The sequence below is a fragment of the Armatimonas sp. genome (assembly GCF_043757465.1).
Classification (GTDB): domain Bacteria; phylum Armatimonadota; class Armatimonadia; order Armatimonadales; family Armatimonadaceae; genus Armatimonas.
Genome location: NZ_JAYVPL010000028.1, coordinates 1 through 18,698 on the forward strand (window position 1 = coordinate 1; position 18,698 = coordinate 18,698).

At 58.2% G+C, this 18,698-nt stretch carries 18 protein-coding genes and 1 pseudogene; 12 read left to right on the plus strand and 7 right to left on the minus strand.

All coding sequences use genetic code 11. From position 1 onward, the window contains the following. On the plus strand, positions 1 to 344 hold a 344-nt coding region (locus ACH2ED_RS04075), incomplete at its 5' end, for a GNAT family N-acetyltransferase (RefSeq protein ID WP_395088936.1). Here ACH2ED_RS04075 and ACH2ED_RS04080 read toward each other — a convergent pair. Further along, positions 341 to 1,045 carry a DUF1080 domain-containing protein gene (locus ACH2ED_RS04080; protein ID WP_395088937.1) on the minus strand — a complete coding sequence of 235 codons (705 nt, stop codon included), beginning with the start codon at positions 1,043 to 1,045 and terminating at the stop codon, positions 341 to 343. The genes ACH2ED_RS04075 and ACH2ED_RS04080 overlap by 4 nt on opposite strands. 60 nt (positions 1,046 to 1,105) lie before the next feature. Between ACH2ED_RS04080 and ACH2ED_RS04085 the strand changes: the two genes are divergently transcribed. Both ACH2ED_RS04085 and ACH2ED_RS04090 read left to right on the plus strand, forming a co-directional pair. Next, complete coding sequence (locus ACH2ED_RS04085) at positions 1,106 to 1,411, plus strand: hypothetical protein (RefSeq protein WP_395088938.1); 306 nt, start codon at positions 1,106 to 1,108, stop codon at positions 1,409 to 1,411. A 200-nt stretch (positions 1,412 to 1,611) separates the two neighbouring features. Beyond that, complete coding sequence (locus ACH2ED_RS04090; protein ID WP_395088939.1) at positions 1,612 to 2,772, plus strand: RNA-guided endonuclease InsQ/TnpB family protein; 1,161 nt, start codon at positions 1,612 to 1,614, stop codon at positions 2,770 to 2,772. On the opposite strand, the gene ACH2ED_RS04095 is transcribed toward ACH2ED_RS04090, so the two are convergent. The 4 genes from ACH2ED_RS04095 to ispH form a co-directional block, all read right to left on the minus strand. Then, the gene (locus ACH2ED_RS04095) at positions 2,773 to 4,089 is read right to left on the minus strand and encodes an ABC transporter permease (protein ID WP_395088940.1); all 1,317 of its coding nucleotides are present in this window, start codon (positions 4,087 to 4,089) and stop codon (positions 2,773 to 2,775) included. Then, positions 4,086 to 4,910, minus strand: a complete 825-nt coding sequence (locus tag ACH2ED_RS04100) for an ABC transporter ATP-binding protein (protein WP_395088941.1) — start codon at positions 4,908 to 4,910, stop codon at positions 4,086 to 4,088. The genes ACH2ED_RS04095 and ACH2ED_RS04100 overlap by 4 nt, the downstream gene beginning before the upstream one ends. Beyond that, positions 4,903 to 6,309, minus strand: coding sequence for an alpha-L-fucosidase (locus ACH2ED_RS04105; RefSeq protein WP_395088942.1), 1,407 nt, complete (start codon positions 6,307 to 6,309; stop codon positions 4,903 to 4,905). Before ACH2ED_RS04105 ends, ACH2ED_RS04100 begins: the two co-directional genes overlap by 8 nt. A gap of 62 nt (positions 6,310 to 6,371) precedes the next feature. Beyond that, positions 6,372 to 7,331 carry a 4-hydroxy-3-methylbut-2-enyl diphosphate reductase gene (gene ispH / locus ACH2ED_RS04110; RefSeq protein WP_395088943.1) on the minus strand — a complete coding sequence of 320 codons (960 nt, stop codon included), beginning with the start codon at positions 7,329 to 7,331 and terminating at the stop codon, positions 6,372 to 6,374. Positions 7,332 to 7,382: 51 nt separating this feature from the next. Here ispH and ACH2ED_RS04115 point away from each other — a divergent pair, with 51 nt between their 5' ends. Continuing rightward, the gene (locus ACH2ED_RS04115) at positions 7,383 to 8,432 is read left to right on the plus strand and encodes a M42 family metallopeptidase (RefSeq protein WP_395088944.1); all 1,050 of its coding nucleotides are present in this window, start codon (positions 7,383 to 7,385) and stop codon (positions 8,430 to 8,432) included. Between the two features lie 45 nt (positions 8,433 to 8,477). Here ACH2ED_RS04115 and lexA read toward each other — a convergent pair whose 3' ends face one another. Next, positions 8,478 to 9,089: a transcriptional repressor LexA gene (gene lexA, locus ACH2ED_RS04120; RefSeq protein ID WP_309697587.1), complete on the minus strand. Its 612-nt coding sequence runs from the start codon at positions 9,087 to 9,089 to the stop codon at positions 8,478 to 8,480. Between the two features lie 81 nt (positions 9,090 to 9,170). Here lexA and ACH2ED_RS04125 point away from each other — a divergent pair, with 81 nt between their 5' ends. Together ACH2ED_RS04125 and ACH2ED_RS04130 are read left to right on the plus strand one after the other, a co-directional pair. Further along, a complete protein-coding gene (locus ACH2ED_RS04125; RefSeq protein ID WP_395088945.1) occupies positions 9,171 to 10,121 on the plus strand; it encodes an AEC family transporter in 951 nt (316 codons plus the stop codon). Between the two features lie 77 nt (positions 10,122 to 10,198). Next, positions 10,199 to 11,041, plus strand: a complete 843-nt coding sequence (locus ACH2ED_RS04130; protein WP_395088946.1) for a DUF1559 domain-containing protein — start codon at positions 10,199 to 10,201, stop codon at positions 11,039 to 11,041. Positions 11,042 to 11,288: 247 nt separating this feature from the next. Here the strand turns inward: ACH2ED_RS04130 and ACH2ED_RS04135 are convergent. Beyond that, positions 11,289 to 11,366, minus strand: a pseudogene (locus ACH2ED_RS04135) (type II toxin-antitoxin system Phd/YefM family antitoxin); the annotation flags it as partial. A gap of 80 nt (positions 11,367 to 11,446) precedes the next feature. On the opposite strand from ACH2ED_RS04135, the gene ACH2ED_RS04140 reads away from it, so the two are divergent. The 6 genes from ACH2ED_RS04140 (at position 11,447) to ribE (ending at position 18,516) form a co-directional block, all read left to right on the plus strand. Further along, positions 11,447 to 12,871 carry a DUF1501 domain-containing protein gene (locus tag ACH2ED_RS04140; protein ID WP_395088947.1) on the plus strand — a complete coding sequence of 475 codons (1,425 nt, stop codon included), beginning with the start codon at positions 11,447 to 11,449 and terminating at the stop codon, positions 12,869 to 12,871. A gap of 129 nt (positions 12,872 to 13,000) precedes the next feature. Continuing rightward, positions 13,001 to 14,260, plus strand: a complete 1,260-nt coding sequence (locus tag ACH2ED_RS04145; RefSeq protein WP_395088948.1) for a glycosyltransferase — start codon at positions 13,001 to 13,003, stop codon at positions 14,258 to 14,260. Between the two features lie 26 nt (positions 14,261 to 14,286). Then, positions 14,287 to 15,441 carry an ArnT family glycosyltransferase gene (locus ACH2ED_RS04150; RefSeq protein WP_395088949.1) on the plus strand — a complete coding sequence of 385 codons (1,155 nt, stop codon included), beginning with the start codon at positions 14,287 to 14,289 and terminating at the stop codon, positions 15,439 to 15,441. Between the two features lie 244 nt (positions 15,442 to 15,685). Next, positions 15,686 to 16,540 carry a type II secretion system protein gene (locus tag ACH2ED_RS04155; RefSeq protein ID WP_395088950.1) on the plus strand — a complete coding sequence of 285 codons (855 nt, stop codon included), beginning with the start codon at positions 15,686 to 15,688 and terminating at the stop codon, positions 16,538 to 16,540. Positions 16,541 to 16,836: 296 nt separating this feature from the next. Then, positions 16,837 to 17,976, plus strand: a complete 1,140-nt coding sequence (locus ACH2ED_RS04160) for a M20/M25/M40 family metallo-hydrolase (RefSeq protein WP_395088951.1) — start codon at positions 16,837 to 16,839, stop codon at positions 17,974 to 17,976. Between the two features lie 72 nt (positions 17,977 to 18,048). Continuing rightward, a complete protein-coding gene (ribE, locus tag ACH2ED_RS04165; RefSeq protein ID WP_395088952.1) occupies positions 18,049 to 18,516 on the plus strand; it encodes a 6,7-dimethyl-8-ribityllumazine synthase in 468 nt (155 codons plus the stop codon). The last annotated feature ends 182 nt before the right edge of the window (positions 18,517 to 18,698 follow it).

Sequence of the window (18,698 nt, forward strand, 5' to 3'; positions counted from 1 at the left end):
TGAAGAGTTTAATCCGGCTTCCCCGAAGCCTTCGGCAGACCTGTCGCCGATTCCCCTGTCAGCTAAAGCAGACAGTCCCCTCGGTCGCTTATCTATGGATGGCGAGCTCCGAGCCCTGGCAGACTCCGGGCTTCGAGGAAGGGCTCGCGGTCGGATTTGTCGAGGAGCAGGTCTTCGCCCGGCATGCCAATCTCTTTCTTTGTGTCTCCGACTTCAACGACGGTGCCCAGCGCCTCTATGCCCGTCATGGCTTTGTGGAAGTCGGGCGACTGAACGACTATCTGGTAACAGGCCACGCGGAGCTGCTTTCGCGCAAGACGCGTGGCTCGATTTTTGGTCGTTAGAGAGGTCGCACCCAGATATTACGGAAGCGGGTGGGGTTGTTATGATCCTGGAGCTGGAGGGGGGCGGGGCCGTGGGGGGCGTACTTATTGACATCCCGGTGCGCCACGGGCCAGAGAATCTCCCGATGGTTCTGCACGACAATGCCATTGTGGATCACTGTGACAAAGGCCGGGCTCTCCAGTTTCCCATCGGGGGTGAACTGGGGCGCTGTGAAGAGAATATCGTAGGTCTGCCACTCACCAGGCTTGCGACTGGCGTTGACAAGCGGTGGGTTCTGACCGTAGACTGAGCCACACTGTCCATCCGCGTAGGTCTCGTTGTTATAGGAGTCGAGCACCTGGATCTCGTAGCGCCCCTGGATAATCACGCCCGAGTTGCCCCGGCCCTGGCCATTTCCCTTAACCTCGGCAGGGGTGGCAAACTCCAGGTGAAGCTGCATATCTCCAAACTTCTCACGAGTCTCGTTGCTTCCTAGGCCCTTGGTCACCACCATCGCACCGTCCTCAATCTTCCAGGGACGGGTCCAAGCATCCGTGTTAGTGCCATCGAAGAGAACTTTAGCATCCGCAGGCGCGGGAACCATGGGGCCTGTGGGTGGAGGCGTCACGACAGCGGGACGAGGACGGAACTTGTCATGGACACGCCACTTATTGCCCGGCAGAAAAGGCGTGTCGGTATAACCATCTTGAAAGAATCGCATACCCTCAGTGTAGCAAATATCTAGTTTAATGACAAGATAGGCATGGTACAATATTTCGCGATGGCTCCTTTTCCCCAGATTACCCCCGGTAAAAAACTTCGTGTCCCTCTTGTCGAGAGCAACAGAACTACCGGAGGCGCTTTTCAGATTTGGCGTGGTGAGGAGATTGTCTACCAAGGCTCCAACTACGGCAGCGTTGTGCCCGACCCCGCTCCTGATATCTGGCGCCCGATTGGGCTCGTGCAGCAACGGGACGAAAACTTTGCGATCTTCCTCTACACTCCAACGGATGCAGCACCAGGTGAGTACGAGCTGCGTCTGGCCACCACGATGGGCTCACGTAGCGGACGTTTCATCGTCGGTTAGCAGATGAGGGCGTAAGCCCCTCGGCTTCAGCCGTAGGGATATAAGCCCTGTCGCCTTCCGAGGCGACCCAAGACACCAAGGACTGTTCTTGGCCTGTTTCCAGAATTCACTTTGGCATTCTGGAGCGATATGCTGCATAATGCTCTTGAGGAAAACAATTGTGTGAAACAGGGCATCAAACCCGAGAAACACCAAGAAGGTTGCGTAAGGCTTTCGTCTATCGGCTCTATCCCACACCAGCGCAGGAAACTGCGCTGGACGGGGTACTTGCCCTCTGCCGCGAAGTCTACAATAGTATGGTCAACTGGCGAAAGCATGATTTTGAAGTATCGGGCCAATCCCCTAACTATTACGAACAAAAGAAAGCCTTGCCCATTTGGAAACAGTCTCACCCTGAACTGCGAGAAATCCACTCCCAAACCTTGCAGGATGTGGTCAAGCGCGTTGACCTTGCTTTTCAGGCTTTCTTTCGGCGTGTTAAGGCAGCACCCAAAGGGTACCCGTCTCCTGGTTATCCCCGCATGAAGGGTATCGGGCAGTATGACTCTTTCACCTTCACGCAGGGTGGCTATAGCGTCACGGAAAATGCTCTGACTTTGTTCAAAATTGGTGTGGTCAAGGTGGTGTTTTATCGCGCTATCGAAGGCGAAATCAAGACACTGACAATCCGCAAACGTAGTGAAAAATGGTTCGCTTGCTTCTTGTGTGAGGTGGTGGTTGAATCGTTATCAGAATCGCAAGAAAGCATCGGGATTGACGTTGGTCTTTCCCAATTTGCGACGCTCTCGGACGGTTCGACCCTCGAAAATCCCCGATTCTTCCGCAAGGAGGAAAAGGCTCTGGCAAAAGCGCAACGGAAACTCTCTCGGCAAAAACGAGGTAGTTCTTCCCGAAGGGAAGCCCGTAAGGTGGTTTCTCGTATTCACGAACGTATCCGCAACCGTCGTCATAACTTTGTTCACCAGTTCGCCCGTCGTCTTGTCAATCGCTACGGCACGATTGTCGTAGAAAACCTCAATGTCAAAGGTATGGTCAAGAACCCGGGTACCCTCAGGGTGCTTGCCAAAAGCATCTCTGACGCATCGTGGAGCATGTTCCGCTCTGTCCTGACGCAAAAGGCTGAAAGTGCCGTTCGTCGGTTGGTCAGTGTTGAACCCGCGTATACCAGTCAGGATTGTCGGGTACCCTCTGGGTGCTGCGGGTATCGGGTCAGGAAGAAACTCTCCGAAAGGGTTCACTCCTGCCCGAACTGTGGTCTGGTGCTTGACCGTGACCACAATGCCGCCCTAAACATAATCTCTCTGGGACTACAGAGAGTCAGTCAATCTGTAGAAGCCGCCGCATTCATGCGTGCGGAGTAGTCACTCTTCCCAGCGAAACCGTGTCAGAGCGAATCCGGCAAAGATAAAAGCGAAGAGTAGCACCACTCCCAGTGACGGGAGCGTGTCCACGAGACCCAGCCCGCGCCAGGTAACGAGGTCGAAACCATCTACGGCCCAGCGCGTGGGGAGAAGCTGCGAGATCGGTTGCACCCAGGCGGGCATCATGAAGGTCGGAATCCACGCGCCCCCTAAAAAGCTCATGGTCAGTACCGCGGGCACTGCGAACGCCCGGCACTGTCCCTCGGTGCGACCCAGCGCGGCGATCAGCAGCCCGAACGCCGCAACCATGAGCGACGAGGCCACGGCCAGCAAGAGAAAGCCGACCGTACTCCCATTGACCCGGATGCCATAGAGCATTGCTCCAAAAGCTAGCACTGCGCAGAGCACTACCAGCCCGATCAGAGTAGACGAGATCCAGCGGCTTCCCAGGAGCATCAAACGCGAGATCGGCGCGGCCCTTAGCCGTTTCCAGAGCCCTAGCCGCCTATCGCGCACCATCCCGATTGCAAAGTCTATTGCGAAAAAGAGCAGCCCTTGAACCCCCATTCCAATAAAGACGTGGGTTGCCCCCGCCTTGCCCCCACTGGCGTCCTTGGGTTCGTTAGGTTTTTTAGCGACTACCGCTTCGCTCTCCATCTCACAGGGATTCGACATGCCCATGCCGGGCGAGGAGTCAGCACTCTCTGCGGCCTTGGGCGGTCGGCTTTGCCACTTCTGGACGCTGCGGAGCATCTCCGTGAGAGCGGATTTTTCCTGGGGATCGCGGCTCGTGTCCGCCTCGGCCAGCTTGAGCGCATCGCCAATTCCGCTGACTTCCGGGTTAGAGAAGGCTTCCTGGCTGACCACCTGCATCACCTGCTGGGTCATGAGGCCACGCGCCATCTGCAGATCCGCGTTGTGCGCTGGGTCGTAGAGAAACGTGAGCTTGGGGCGCGGTGCCAAGGGATTGAACATCGCGCTTGCGGACTGCTTGCCAAAGTCTTTGGGGATCACGAGCGCTACTGAGGCTTTTCCTCTTCCCACCGCTGCACGCGCCGCCTCTTCGCTGGCTGGCGTCAGGGTGAAGCTTCCCTCGATCCTCAGTCCCTCTATAATTTTTCGAGAAACTTTGCTCTGATCCGCATCCGCGACCAGCACGGCGATTGTCGCCTTTTTTGCATCACTGCCTCCGCCAAAGATCATGGCAAAAAATGAGGCGATGAGAATGGGAACAAAGATCGTGGCGACAAGCGCTCGCTTGTCAGAGAAAAAGAGGCGCAGGTCGTTGGCGACCAGGGCACGGAAAACTCGGTTCATTCGTCGCGCAGGCTCCTTCCGGTCAGGTGGAGAAAGACGGATTCCAGGCCACCGCGCTCGCTGGCATCGTGCCAGGTCAGCCCGTGGGCTTTAAGCAGCTCCAGGGTCGCTTCCTTACTCTCCAGGGTGATGGAGCCGCTCTCTTTTCGTGGCAGGAGCTCCCCGAGCTCGGCCAGAGTGCCCTCGGCGACAATCTGCCCCTGGTCCATGATGGCGATCCGCTCACAGAGGCGCTCCACTTCCTCCATGTAGTGCGTGGTGTAGAGCAGCGTTATTCCCCGGGCGGCGAGCTTCTCCAGTGCCTCAAAAATCGCATTACGGCTCTGAGGGTCCACCCCGACAGTGGGCTCGTCTAGCACCAGCAGCTCTGGTTCGTGAAGTAGCGCGGCGGCGAGGTTCAAGCGGCGCTTCATCCCCCCGGAAAATGTCCGTACCCGGCTCTTGGCACGATCCGCCAGCCCCGCGAGCTCCAGCGCTTGATTCACCTGCTCTGCCAAGTGCGAGCCACTTAGCCCGTAAATCGCCCCGAAGAAGCGCAGGTTCTCCACCGCCGTTAAGTCGTCGTAGAGGGCCAGCTCCTGGGGAACATAGCCGATCTTGCGCTTGAGCGGGTCACTCTCGCCTGAGAGCGGCTCGCCATTAAAGAGTATCTCGCCACTGTCGGGCTTAAGAGCACCCACCAGCATCGAGATAGTCGTGGTCTTGCCCGCACCGTTAGGGCCGAGCAGACCAAAGCGCTCCCCACGCTTCACGTTCAGCGAGAGCCGATCCACAGCCACTCGTTCGCCGTAGCGCTTGGTCAGGTTCTTCAGTTCAAGCATCGTACAACCAAGAACAGCCAAACTCGGCAAATAGTTGCAACTCCACGGTGGGTGGGCCGTCGAGTTCCAGCACGATTACGGGAAGAAGCTGGTTTTTTAGCGACTCCGGGAGCGTGAGGGTGATGCCTTCCGGGCTGGCACTTACGGGAACACTGATGCGCTCTTTTCCTAATGGAAACGAGGCGGCACGGTTTCCGTTGGGCTCGATGCGGACACCCACAGGCGGCTTGGGGTAGCCCGCCAGTGTCCGCGCGGACTTTATTTTTGTTTTTAGGCCAGGAAGCAGTATGGCCGGCTGGCTGGTGTTGAAGACATGCAGATAGAGTTTATTTTCCTTGCGCGTCACACGGCCCCAGGGCAGCGGCTTGGAAAACGGGCTGGCCTGCGTCCCGTAGATCGCCTCGCCATGCGCTTTGAGCCACTTGCCCATCATTGCCAGGCGCTCAACAATCGGCTGCGGGAATGTCCCCTCCGGAGTGGGCCCAACATTCAGTAAATAGTTGCCGCCTTTGCTGGCGCAGTCAATGAGATTCCTGAGGAGCGTCTCCGTGGACTTCCAGTGGGTGTCCTTGCTCTTAAAGCCCCAGGTGTCGTTGAGGGTCATGCAGGACTCCCAGTCGACGCCCTCGCCAAAGCCATTGGCGGGAATCTCTTGTTCGGGCGTGCCATAGTCGCCCGCGAAATCGCCCTTGGTCATTCCCGCCATGCCCTGACGGCCCTTGTCCACACGGTTATTGACAATGATGTTGGGCTGAAGAGAGCGGACGAACTTGTAGAGATCCACGCCTTTATCGTGTGTCCAGGTGCCTTCCCACTCGCCGTCGAACCAGGCGATCCCGATCGGGCCGTAGCCGGTGAGGAGTTCTTTAAGCTGGCCCTTCATGTACTCGATGTAGCGATTGAAGTTGGCCTCGGCGACAGGGCGCTTGTCCCAGCCACGACGTGGCAGATAGTCGGGGTGGTGCCAGTCCATGATGGAGTGGTAGAAGCAGAGCTTGATTTTCTGTTTCCGGCACTCCGCCGCCAGCTCTTTGAGAATATCGCGCTTAAACGGCGTGCCCATCACGTCCCAGTCCGTGAGTTTAGAGTCCCACAAACAGAAGCCGTCGTGGTGCTTGCTGGTGATGACCATGTAGCGCATCCCGGCATCTTTGGCGGTGGCAACCCACTCTTTCGCGCTGAACTTCACGGGGTTGAACTGCTGCTGGAGCGGCTCGTAGTCGGTGGGGGTGATCTGGGCATTGGTCTGAATCCACTCCCCGATCCCGTTCACCTCGCGGCCCTTCCAGACCCCGCCCGGCATGGCGTAGAGGCCCCAGTGAATAAACATTCCAAAGCGCGCCTCGCGAAACCAGGCCATCCTCCGCTCGCGCTCAGCGTCTAAATGTGTGTGTTTCATGGGGGGATTATACCCGAGCCCCCCATCCCCCGTACGACGGGGGGGATATGCGGAAATATTCCTTATTGTCCCCCCGCCCGGCGGGGGTTAGGGGGCAAAAGTTCCACCAGCCCCGGCGGGAGCTTGAACACCATATCCTCTTCAAGTACGCGAAACTCCTCGACACTTGTCGCGCCACGGCCTTGTAGTGCCTGGATTACGCCTTGCACAATGTCCTCGGGAGCCGATGCGCCCGAGGTCACGCCGACGGTCTGTGCGCCCTCTAGCATGGCGTCTGTCAAAAAGCTCGCATCGTCAATGAGAAATGCGCGTGCGCCGTGCGCCTGCGCCACCTGCCGTAGACTGCGGGAGTTACTCGATGTCTGGGAGCCGATCACTAAAATTGTATCGGCTTTTGTGGCGAGCACTTTCACGGCGTCCTGACGGTTCTGTGTGGCGTAGCAAATATCCGATGACGGCGGGTTCTCCATCCTCGGGAAGCGCGCCTTGAGCGCGTCCACAATGCCGCGCGTTTCGTCAATGGAGAGGGTGGTCTGGGTCAAGTAAATCAGCTTTTCATCGGGCGGCTCCGTTAAATCAGCCACCTCGTGCTCCTCACAGACAAGAATTAGCTTCCCCGGAGCCTCGCCCATCGTCCCCTCTGTCTCGACATGGCCCTGGTGCCCAATAAAGAAGATCCCATAGCCGCGCTTGAGAAATTTATGCACTTCTAAGTGAATCTTGGTGACGAGTGGGCAGGTGCCATCAATCACATTAAGCTGCCGTGCAATTGCCTCTTCCCGCACCGCAGGCGAGACCCCATGTGCCGAGAAGATCAAATTGCTCCCTGGTGGCACGTCGCTGAGAAAGTCCGTGAAGACCACGCCGCGCTCGCGGAGTCGTGCCACGACATGCTCGTTGTGGATGATCTCGTGCCGGACATAGAGCGGCGCCCCGTAGACCTCCAGCGCGATCTCCACAATCTCAATCGCCCGATCCACCCCCGCACAGAAGCCGCGCGGACCCGCCAGAAGAACGTTCATCAAAAGTATTGTACCCGCCGTTTTTGGGGTGGCTTAGGTACAATACGCACCATGTTTAATTTTGATTTACTCAAGACACTTTGTGAGACGCCAGGGATTCCTTCCCGCGAGGAGCCGATTCGCGAGGTTGTGATCGAGGCATTGGCACCGCTGGTGGACTCTATCTCCGTGGACGTGATGGGCAATGTGATCGGGCACAAGAAAGGCACCGGCGGCCCCAAAGTGTTGATCGCGGCGCACATGGACGAGATCGGGTTCATGGTCAAGCACATTGACGACAAGGGCTTTATCCGCCTACAGCCGGTCGGGGGCTTCGATCCGCGTAATCTAGTGGCGCAGCGGGTCTGGGTGCATGGATTTACTGGGGAGTCGCTGCTCGGGGCGCTGATGCCCTCCAGCAAGCCGATCCATACGGCCAGCGCGGAGGAGCTGAGCAAGCCACCCAAGCTGGAGGGATTGTTTGTGGACTTAGGGCTTTCCGCCGACGAAGTAAAGAAGAAAGTGGAGATCGGTGACCCGGTAACTCTGGCACGCACCTGTGAGCGGATCGGCCACAATGTCATGTCCAAGACTCTGGATAACCGCCTCTCGGTCTTTATTATGATCGAGGCGATCCGTGCCATGAGCTCCCACCAGTGCGAGATCTACGCCGTGGCAACGGTGCAGGAGGAAGTGGGCCTGCGCGGCGCAACCCCGGCAGCCTACGCGATTGAGCCGGATATTGCGATTGCGCTGGATGAGACACTCGCAATGGACATTCCCGGCGGCGATGTGGCCGAGCAGGTGACGGCACTGGGCAAGGGGACCGCCATTAAGATCATGGACTCGTCGCTGCTGTGCCACCCGAAGCTCGTGCGCCACTTCCGTGATGTCGCTGAGGCGCACAGTATTCCCTACCAGCTTGAGATTCTGAACCGGGGCGGCACCGATGCGGGGGGAATGCAGCGCGTGCGCGGGGGCATTCCCAGCTTTACCCTCTCAACTCCCTGTCGCTATGTCCACACGGTCAATGAGTCCTCGGCGATTACGGATATCGAAGCGAGCATTCAGCTCCTCGCGACCTGGCTAGAGGAAGCCCACACCCGCACCTACGGGTATTGAAAGTCGCCCCTGCGTTGTTTCGCCCCGATAAACCGGGGCGAAAATCTAGCTGTACTGGCGCATGGTGAGCACGACGCGGCCCATGATACTGGCGTTCTTAGTGATGATGGGCTTCATGTAGCGATTCTCTGGCTGGAGGCGAATCCCATTGTCACCCGCCGGGTAGAACGTCTTCACGGTCGCTTCGTCGTCAATGAGTGCCACGACAATCTCTCCGGCGTTGGCGGTCTCTTGCTTGCGCACCACGACAAAGTCGCCATCGAAGATTCCAGCATCCATCATCGAGTCGCCTTTTACCTTGAGCATGAAGCAGTCGGCATCGCGGGGGACGAACGCCTCGGGCAGAGGGTAGCTCTCCTCGATATTCTCCGTCGCGAAGATCGGGGCGCCCGCCGCCACACGGCCCAGCAACGGAACCGTGACGGTGCGTCGCCTCGTCATCGGTGCACCGTCCATGAGCAGCTCCACCGAGCGGTACTTGTACGGGTCGCGCTTGATGTAGCCCTTTTCCTGTAGCGAGTTCAAGTGCTTCTGGACGGAGCACGAGGAGCGCAGGCCCGTTAACTTTCCGATCTCGCGCACCGTGGGAGCCTGCCCATCGCGCATGAGTGCTTGACGAATGACCTCCAGAATTTCTTGTTGTTTTGTTGATAGCATAGTTTCACTTCCTTTCTGGTAAAAGTTTGTTTGCAGTATACACACGTTTGCCTGTTTTCGCCACGCGATACAATGGATGCCATGTTGGGTGAGCTACTGGTTGAGTTTGGGTTTCTCTTTGGGAAAGTGCTCGCACCGATTTTGCTACTTGTGGCGCTGGGAGCCTTGCTCCAGAAACGGCACCCGATTGAGATGCAGAGCCTCTCAAATCTCCAGCTCTATCTCTTCATTCCCGCGTTTCTTTTTGTGCATATCGCCGACTCCAAGCTCACTCTGGGGCAGATCGCGGGGATCGCGGGCACGATTCTGCTCATCCAGGCGCTGCTGGCGCTGCCGCTCTACGGCTTTCTGGTCTGGAAACGTGTGCCACGGGAGAAACTGGCGGTTGTGTTGCTGGCCTCGGTGATCTTCAACGCGGGCAACTTCGGGATTCCCGTGGCCGTGCGCGCTTTTGGCAAGCCCGGCGGCGAGGTGCAGGCGCTGGTGATCATGACGGCCAATCTCTCGCTCTGGGTGATCGGCTACGGGCTCTCGGCGGCGATCACGGGCAGTGGCTGGAAGCAGGGAATCGTAGAGGTTCTCAAGCTCCCGATTCTGTCTATTATGGTGGCGGGGCTGACGGTACGGGCAACTGGGCTGCACCTGCCGGAGCCGATTGACTACGCGCTGCATCTTGTCGCCGATGGTCTGGTGCCGCTGGCTTTAGTGACGCTTGGGGTGCAGCTCGCGACCCAGTGGCGCATGCCGCGCTGGCGCATGATCCTCCCCGTGGCATTTTTCAAACTCCTCTGCCTGCCCGCTGTCGCTGGTTTGGTTGTCTGGAAGCTGGGGCTCTGGCCGTGGCCCGGCGCACAGCTCATCGTCGCCTCCGCAGGCCCGACGGCGGTGAACTCCATCTTTCTAGCCATCGAGCAAAAAGGCGATGTGGAGCTCGCCGCCGAGTGCGTCTTCTGGACAACGCTGCTCGCCGCAATTACGGTGACAATTATCCTCGCGGTTGTGATGCGCCTGGGAGGCGTCCCCCCGACTTGACACATCATCTCTATTGATCTACAATCTATCTGGCAGTGCTGCCATGTTTACATATAGACTGCCAGGAGGTTTTGATAATGAAATCGGACACTTCTCGTCGAGGATTTACCCTGATTGAGCTTCTTGTGGTCATTGCGATCATTGCGATTCTTGCTGCCATTCTCTTTCCCGTTTTTGCCCAAGCCCGTGAGAAAGCCCGCCAGACAAGCTGTCTCTCAAACAATAAACAGATTGCTCTTGGTATCATGATGTACTCTCAAGACTATGATGAGCAGTTCCCCCCCTCACGCATTGCGGATGGCAACGATGCAACCAACCGTCGTGATCCTTGGAGCATTACGACGTTCCCCTATGTCAAGAACATTGGTGTTTACGGTTGCCCGTCCGATCAGACAGGAGGATCAAAAAATGTCATCGTGCCCGCCTGGTGCCCGGATAATGTTGCCACTATTGTTGGGGGGGTGCGCTACGACAACACACGGCGCAGCATGAACACCATTGCCAATCTTGCAGGGGGTGGAGGGGAAGCGCCGGGGGGGACGATGGCTCCGAACTGGGGGTGTCCTCAGGCGGCAATAGATAAGCCTGCCAGTACGATTATCTTGACCGAGCGCTACGAGGGGCGCGGACTTTGCCACTCGGGTGGGGTGCACTACCATGGCACGGGCGACTTTGTCGGGGGAGCTTACCAGCCCTCGGTACAGGCTGGTCTGAGCGTCCAGATCGTCAGTCCCGATGCCCTCTTCCGCTACCTCCCCACCGCGCAACGCACCGCGAATAACGATAAAGTCTACCACTCCGGCGGCTTTATCTGTGTCTTTGGGGATGGGCATGCAAAGTGGATGCGCTATACCCAGACATTCAAGATGCAGGGTAACCTAGTGCAGTGGTCCATGTGGGATCGCCGCCTCACTCCCTAACACACAGGATTTCCCCGGCTCTTTCGCGAATCAGAGAGTATGCAATCAGCGGTGAACTCTATCTTTCTGAGGATTGTGATTCGGCTGGGCGGCGTCCCGCCAGGAGGATGATCACTCTAGCGGAGGCGTTTCAGAATACGCCCTAGGGATGGGTTGTAGGGGGAGACTTCTATCAGCACGCGGCTGCCGGGCTCAAGCTGGTTCGCGGAGCGTTGTGTTATGCCAGAGGGAAACGCATCAACCGCTTTACTTCCTCGCCACGCTCGACGGCTTCCAGCAGGCGGGAGAGATGGGTCTTGGCTTCGTGAATATTGACGGTCTGCATGAGATTTCCTTGCTTCGCTAAGTCTGAGGTTATCATGCTGTGCAGGAATTTCATATGACCATCACGAACCGTGGGGCATCATGAACGAGCTGTATAAAGCGCAAGACGCACTAAACCGTCGGACTCTTTTAAAGAGCGCAACGGGGCTGGGACTAGCGGCGCTGGGGCTGCTGGAGGGTGAGGCGCAGGCCACCCCCGCCCTGCGGGGGAAGGGGGGTAAGGTCAAGCGCGTGATCTATCTTTTTCAATCCGGGGCACCGAGCCAGTTCGAGCTCTTCGACAGTAAACCGACGCTGGAGAAGTACCGAGGGCAAAATCTTCCCGAGTCGGTTCGCAAGGGCCAGCGGCTGACCACCATGACCAGTGGGCAGACGAACTTCCCGACCGCGCCTTCGCCCTACGCCTTTAAGAAACACGGCCAGAGCGGCGTGGAACTCTCGGATCTCTGGAAGCACCTGCCGGAAGTGGCCGACGAGCTGTGCGTGATCCGCTCGATGCACACCGAGGCGATCAACCACGACCCGGCGATTACTTTTTTCCAGACGGGCTCGCAGCTTGCCGGACGACCCAGTATCGGCTCGTGGTTGAGCTACGGCCTTGGGACACTCAACAAAGACATGCCCGCGTATGTGGTGCTCACCAGCAAGGGCAGTGGCCGCCCCGATGACCAGCCGCTCTATGATCGGCTCTGGGGAGCGGGCTTTTTGCCGACCCAGCACCAGGGCGTGAAACTGCGCAACTCCGGCGACCCTGTTTTGTATCTCTCCGATCCGGCGGGTGTGGACCGAGGCATGCGGCGCGAGATGCTCGATGAGCTGGGTGCACTCAATAAAATCAAGCTCGGTCAGACCGGCGACCCGGAAGTTGCCACGCGTATCTCGCAGTACGAGCTGGCGTTTCGGATGCAAGCGTCGGTGCCCGAGCTCGCCGATCTCACCAAGGAGTCGGCGGCAACCCTGGAAATGTACGGCCCGGATGTGAGTCGCCCGGGAAGCTACGCCCACAACTGCCTCCTAGCCCGGCGGCTCTGCGAGAAAGGCGTGCGCTTTATCCAGCTCTTCCACATGGGCTGGGACCACCACGGCGGGCTGCCCAGTGCCATCAAGGGCCAGCTCAAGGACACGGATCAGGCCACGGCAGCGCTGATCAAAGATCTCAAGCAGCGTGGGATGCTGGAGGACACGCTGATTGTCTGGGGTGGGGAGTTTGGGCGCACCGTGTACTCCCAGGGCGCACTCTCAATGGACAACTACGGTCGTGATCACCACCCGCGCTGTTTCTCGCTCTTTCTTGCCGGAGCGGGTGTCAAGCACGGCGTGACCATCGGCGAGACCGACGAGTTCTCCTACAATATTGTCAAAGACCCCGTGAGTGTTCATGATCTGCACGCCACGATCCTGCACCTGCTGGGCGTGGATCATAAACGCCTCACCTATCCCTACCAGGGCCGCGACTTCCGCCTCACCGATGTTTATGGGGAGCTTGTCAAGCCTATTTTAGCGTAGCTCGCGGCGTTAGAGCAGGTGCTTGCAGAGAGAAAGTCGGTGCACCAGAGATCAGTGCGGCCGCCAGAGTTGCAACAAAAGACATCAAAAAAACCTCCTCTTGCATCTCACTATACCGTAAAATGGGCCGTGCACATTCTCTTTGTTTACCCGAGCCAGGCCGACGATGCCACGAATCGTTACCGCTGTGTTCATCTGTGTGAGGCGCTGGTTGCGGCGGGCCACACGGCGGAGCATGTCTCCGCAGGCCAAGACGCGGTGCGCGTGGCCCATGATATTGTGGTGCTCCATCGCCTGCCGTGGGGTGGGCCTGGGAGCGCGTTCGCGGCGGCGGCACGGCGCGTTGGTGCCCGGGTCGTCTACAGCGCGGATGATCTGATTTTTGACTTGGAGCACGCCCGCCACACGGGGACGCTCTTCCCCGACGATCCTTTGCGCTACCGGCACAGCAAGCGCGATGCCGAGGCCAATCTCCAGACACTACAAAACGCCGATGGTGCTCTCTTCAGCACGGAGTTCCTCGCACAGCACACCACATTTGTCCCCCTTCGCAGCGAGGAACGAGCGAGAGCCGGAGGGGGACAGCCGTCTCAGCGGCAGGGGGAGGTGATTCGCAATTTCCTTGGCACTGAGCTTCTGATGCTCTCGCAGAGTGCTCGTGAGCGCCGCGAGGCATTTGGAAAATTACGGCAGGACGATAGGGTGACGCTGGGCTATCTCTCCGGCTCCCCGACCCACGATGCGGATCTTGCTGATATAGCATTGCCACTGGCGGCGGCACTGGAGCGTTTTTCGCAGGCGCGGTTCTTGGTCGTGGGAACGGTGGCACTGCCGGGGCCGCTACGGCGCTTTGAGCAGAACGGGCGGGTTCGGCGGCACCCGTATGTGCCGTGGCGCGAGCTTCCGGGGCTGATCGCACAAGTGGACATCAACCTGGCACCACTGGATCTGACGCAGCCTTTTAATCATGCCAAGAGCGAGATTAAGTTCCTAGAGGCCGCCGCCGTCGGTGTCCCAACCATTGCCGCACGTTCGGTGGCGCTGCTTGAAACCAAGGGCGCACTGCTCTGTGGCACGGACTCTGAATGGGCCGAAGCACTAGCCGCCTGGCTGAGCGATCCGGAGACACGCAAAGCCGCTGGCGAGGCAGCATTTGCTGTGCTGGAGAAGCACCAGGCGAGCACACGGAGTGGCATTGAGAGTGTCTTTGCCGCTTGGATGCCGGAGAAAGCGATTTCGGGCAGTGCGACTGTCACGCGCCCCCGCAAGTCCAAGCTCGTTGGGAAGATCTTCCAGAGCGAGCAGAAGTATCTGCGGCGCTGGCACTACTTCAAGCGCCACTGGCGGCTCGCCAACGAGCAAGAGCGCCACGGTGGAGGCACTGCGTGAGGCGTGGGGGAGCAATACCAACCCTCGTGGCTCTACTGCTTGGCCTCGCCTGGGCTTTGGGTGTTCCGCTGGTTCGTGGCCTAAACAATCCGTTTGGAAACTGGCAGCCCGATGAGATAAGCCATGTCTTGACAGTGCGCTGGTGGGCCGCTCACACCAGCCTGCCTCCCTACAACTCGGACTACGCCGTCTCGGTGCATCCGCCGCTCTATCACATGGTAGGGGCTCTTTTCTGGAAGCTGGGGGGAGCACGTGCGGTACGAGTCTTCTCGGTACTGCTGGGCGCACTGACGGTCTGGCTGACATTTCGAGCGACGCGGGCGCTCTATGGACGGCATGTCGGAGAGCTGGCGGCGTGGCTCGTGGCACTGGTGCCGATGCGCGCCTCGCTCTCCGGCGGAATGAGCAATGAGAACCTGGCGGCACTGGCGGCCACGGCGGTTTTTGCGGCACTGGCGGAAGCGCTCCGTGGGCGGCAGCGTGTGGGAGAGCTGGCACTCTGGTGCGCCGTGGGCATGGGGAGCAAGCTGACGTGCCTGGGGCTTTTCCCCGCAGTATTTCTTGCTCTCGCTTGGCGCTTCGGCGGACAGAAAGCCGCAAAGATAACTCTGGCGATGCTACTGACCTCTCTTGGAGCCACTGGCTGGTGGTTTCTTGCCAATATCAGCCGCTGCGGCGATGCTCTCTGCAAAGGCGCGGCGGATCGGCTCTGGGATGGGAGTCAGCCAGGCTACCCTCACTACCAGGCTACCCGTGGTTTCTCCCCCTTGCGCTATCTCTTCTCTATCACAGCGTGGGGCTGGCGCTCGTTCTGGGGCACCTTTGATGGGCTTCAAAAGCACCTACCCATGCCGGTTTTTGTTGGACTCCTGCTCTGGCAAACCGCTGCACTCTGGGGAGCACGACGCCGGGTGCACTGCCGTGCAAGGCAGGCATGGTTACTCGCAAGTGGAATCGTCCTTGTTACCACCAGTGTCATCTTTTGTATTTTCAACTGGCGGCATTTTTCTCCACAGGGGCGTTATTTTTATGTAATACTGGCTCCTTTCGGTGCGATTACCGGATATGGCTATCTCGCTCTCTTTCCCTCGACAAAACGCAAGCGAGCGGCGCAAGGGCTGGTCGCAGCGCTCGTCGTGCTGAATCTCTGGTGTCTTTGGTACTACCTGCCCGGCGGCTAAAGCGAGCTAATACGTGTCTAAAATTAGATGCGGTGGCGACTGCACCACGGGGTAGCGCAAAAGAGTCAGTGCTTCCCCCGTCCACTCTGTAGAGTGAGTTTTCTCACCAGGCACTTGAGAAAAAGTAAAAAGGTTGCCCCCTTGCCTGGAAGTGGGGTAAAATTTCAATGTCTAGTTTTGTGAGACTGTCTTATCTAAGGGATTTCTTATAATTCTAAACAAATCAAAACAATCGAGGGTAATTATGTCTTATCTTAACCCACGACGGCGTGGCTTCACGCTGATCGAGTTACTTGTCGTGATCGCGATCATCGCGATTCTTGCCGCCATACTTTTCCCTGTCTTTGCACAAGCTCGTGAGAAGGCGCGTGGTATCGCCTGTGTGAGCAATATGAAGCAGTTCGCCACCGGAATCATGATGTACAATCAGGACTACGATGAGCTGTTCCCGATCACCCTTCCACACAATGGGGTCGTCAATTCTAATATCGGCACACTCTACACTGTCCCCGAGAATGTCCTTGCTCCAGCGCCCGCTTCCCCTCTGACCCGCAGTAGCTGGGGTATTGCGATTCAGCCCTATTTGAAGAACTATAATATCTATGCCTGTCCTTCAGGCATTCAATTTGATCCGTTTAACCCTCCTCCCACAAACCAACTTCAGCTTGCCACTGGCATGTCCATTGCCTACAATGGCTACCTGAGTGCTTGGCCCATGGCTGGAACCGCAACTCCGGCAAGCACCTACTTAGCCATGGAGTTTAGAAACCGCATTCGCGGATACACGTTCCTCATGCCCCTACCGAGTGAAAATGGTTGTGGTTTACCTGCTGCAGTTCCCTATGTTTTCACTCGTAATACTCAGACTCTTTGCTGGTTTGGTCATGGTCTCTATGGGTCCGCCTGGATTCACGGTCAAGGTGGTAATGTAACGTACATGGATGGCCATGTGAAGTTCGTGCGGGCGGGCGGAACCCAATCGCCTTTCCCAGCCGTAGATGCGACAGGACGACTGACGGGGGGCATCTATGTTTCAGGGAATAATACCGCAGGCAACAGGTACCAGTGGTACTGGCACGATCCGATTCAGGAGAAATAAGAACAATGTCTAAAAAAATAATTCTGGTGCTGGCAATGCTCTGCACTGGGTTGGTATCTTTAGTAGGATGTGCTAAAGAAGAAAAGATTGATAGCACCCCTCCAAAGGGAGCATCTATTGTCACGCCAAATGGTATGGGTGGGGCTGCTGCTCCTGCACCTGTACAGGGTATGGCACCGCAGAGACCAGCAGGTGGGGCTCCTCCGTAGGTTCCTCTGTTTTTTTCGTGTGATATCAAAGAGACTCCTCAATTTGTCGAGGAGCCTCTTTGTTCGTTTTTGGGTACACTTCAACCCATGAGCATTAATGAGCCCCGCCTCCTCGACACTTTCCTCACTTTAGTCCGCTTCAACACGCCCTCACGTCACGAAAAACCCGTTTCTGAGTGGGCCGCAACCTACTTAGAGAAACTGGGCTTTACCGTGGAGTTCGATGATGCCCACCTACGGCTCCCTGGCGAGCCGGGCAGCATTGGGAACCTCATTGCCTTCAAAAAAGGCAGCGTCGAAGGTGCTCCCGGAATCTTTTTCTCCTCGCACTTCGACACCGTGGAACCCACCCCCAGCCTGGAGATCGCCCTAGACGGCGATATTATCACCGCCGCCTCAGACACGATCCTCGGAGCCGATGATAAGTGCGGCATGGCACCGATCCTTGAGGCCATGACCCAGCTTTGCGAGTCCGGCGAGCCCCACGGCGACATCCAGCTCCTCCTGACAATCTGCGAGGAGATCGGGCTGGTGGGCGCACGCCTGCTCGACCCGACGTTGATCAAGGCAAAGTACGGCTTTGTTCTGGACGCGGGCCCGCCCGTGGGGCAGCTCACCTACGCCGCCCCGGCACAGAACTCTTTTCGCGTGACGATCACCGGCAAGCAATCCCACGCGGGCGCGGCCCCGGAACTTGGGATCAGCGCGATTGTCGCCGCCGCAAACGCCATCAGCAAGATGCAGCTCGGGCGCATTGATGCGCAGACTACGGCCAATATCGGCACCATTCACGGTGGCCTCGCCCGTAATATCGTCCCCGGCGAAGTGGTGATTATCGCGGAGGCACGCTCCCGTGTCCAAGAGAAGCTTGTCGCTCAGACCGCGCACATGAAAGAGACTTTCGAGCGTGAGGCGACGGCAATTGGTGCGACCGCCCACGTCCAGATCATCGGGGAGTACCCCGCCTTTCGACTGGAGAAAGACAGCCCCGTCCTAGCGCTCGCCGCCCGCGCCGCCGAGGCTGCGGGTTTTCCCGTGAGCTATGTCGAGTCAGGTGGTGGCTCGGATGGCAACCACTTCAACGCGTATGGCATTCCGACCACGGTTCTGGCGACGGGTATGGAAAAAGTCCACACCCACGATGAGTTCTGCCGCCTTTCGGACATGGTCAAAGACACCCAGTGGATCCTCGAGATTGTTCGGGCTGCTGCGCATCCATCCCCCTAGCCCCCTTCCTTCGCTCTGATCCACGTTCCGTGGGACGAAGGAAGGGGGAACGGAAAGGGTATACTGCGGATTATGCCTCAGGTTTTTGAAGGAAGTCTGGTTGCGACCGGGCTCAGAATTGGAATCGTTATCTCCCGCTGGAACGGGTTTATCACCGAGCGACTGCTCGAAGGAGCGCTCGATGCGTTCCGTCGGCATGGCGGCGACCCGGAGAAAGTGGCGATTGCGCGCGTGCCAGGGACGTTTGAGATTCCGCTGATCGCACGGAAAATGGCTGCGTCGGGCAAGTACGATGCCGTGGTCTGCCTCGGGTGTCTGATCCGTGGCTCCACCGACCACTACGACTACATTGCGTCGGAGGCCAGCAAGGGAATCGCACAGGCCATGCTCGCCACCGACACCCCCGTGACTTTCGGCGTTTTGACGTGCGATACGATTGAGCAGGCCATTGAGCGCGCGGGAACCAAGGCGGGCAACAAAGGAGCCGAGGCTGCCGTCGCCGCCATTGAGATGGCGAATCTATGCAAGTCGCTGGGCTAAGACAGGAATTCACTCCGTTTAATTCCGCCCACACGAACGTGGGCGTCTACGGGCGCTTCGCGCCATAATGTCGCTCCGCGACGACGAACCGAGCCGGTCGCGGAGCGACATCACAGCCGAAGAATGAGGCTCATAGACGCCCACGTTCGTGTGGGCGGACGCAGACGCCGTAACCAAACTGT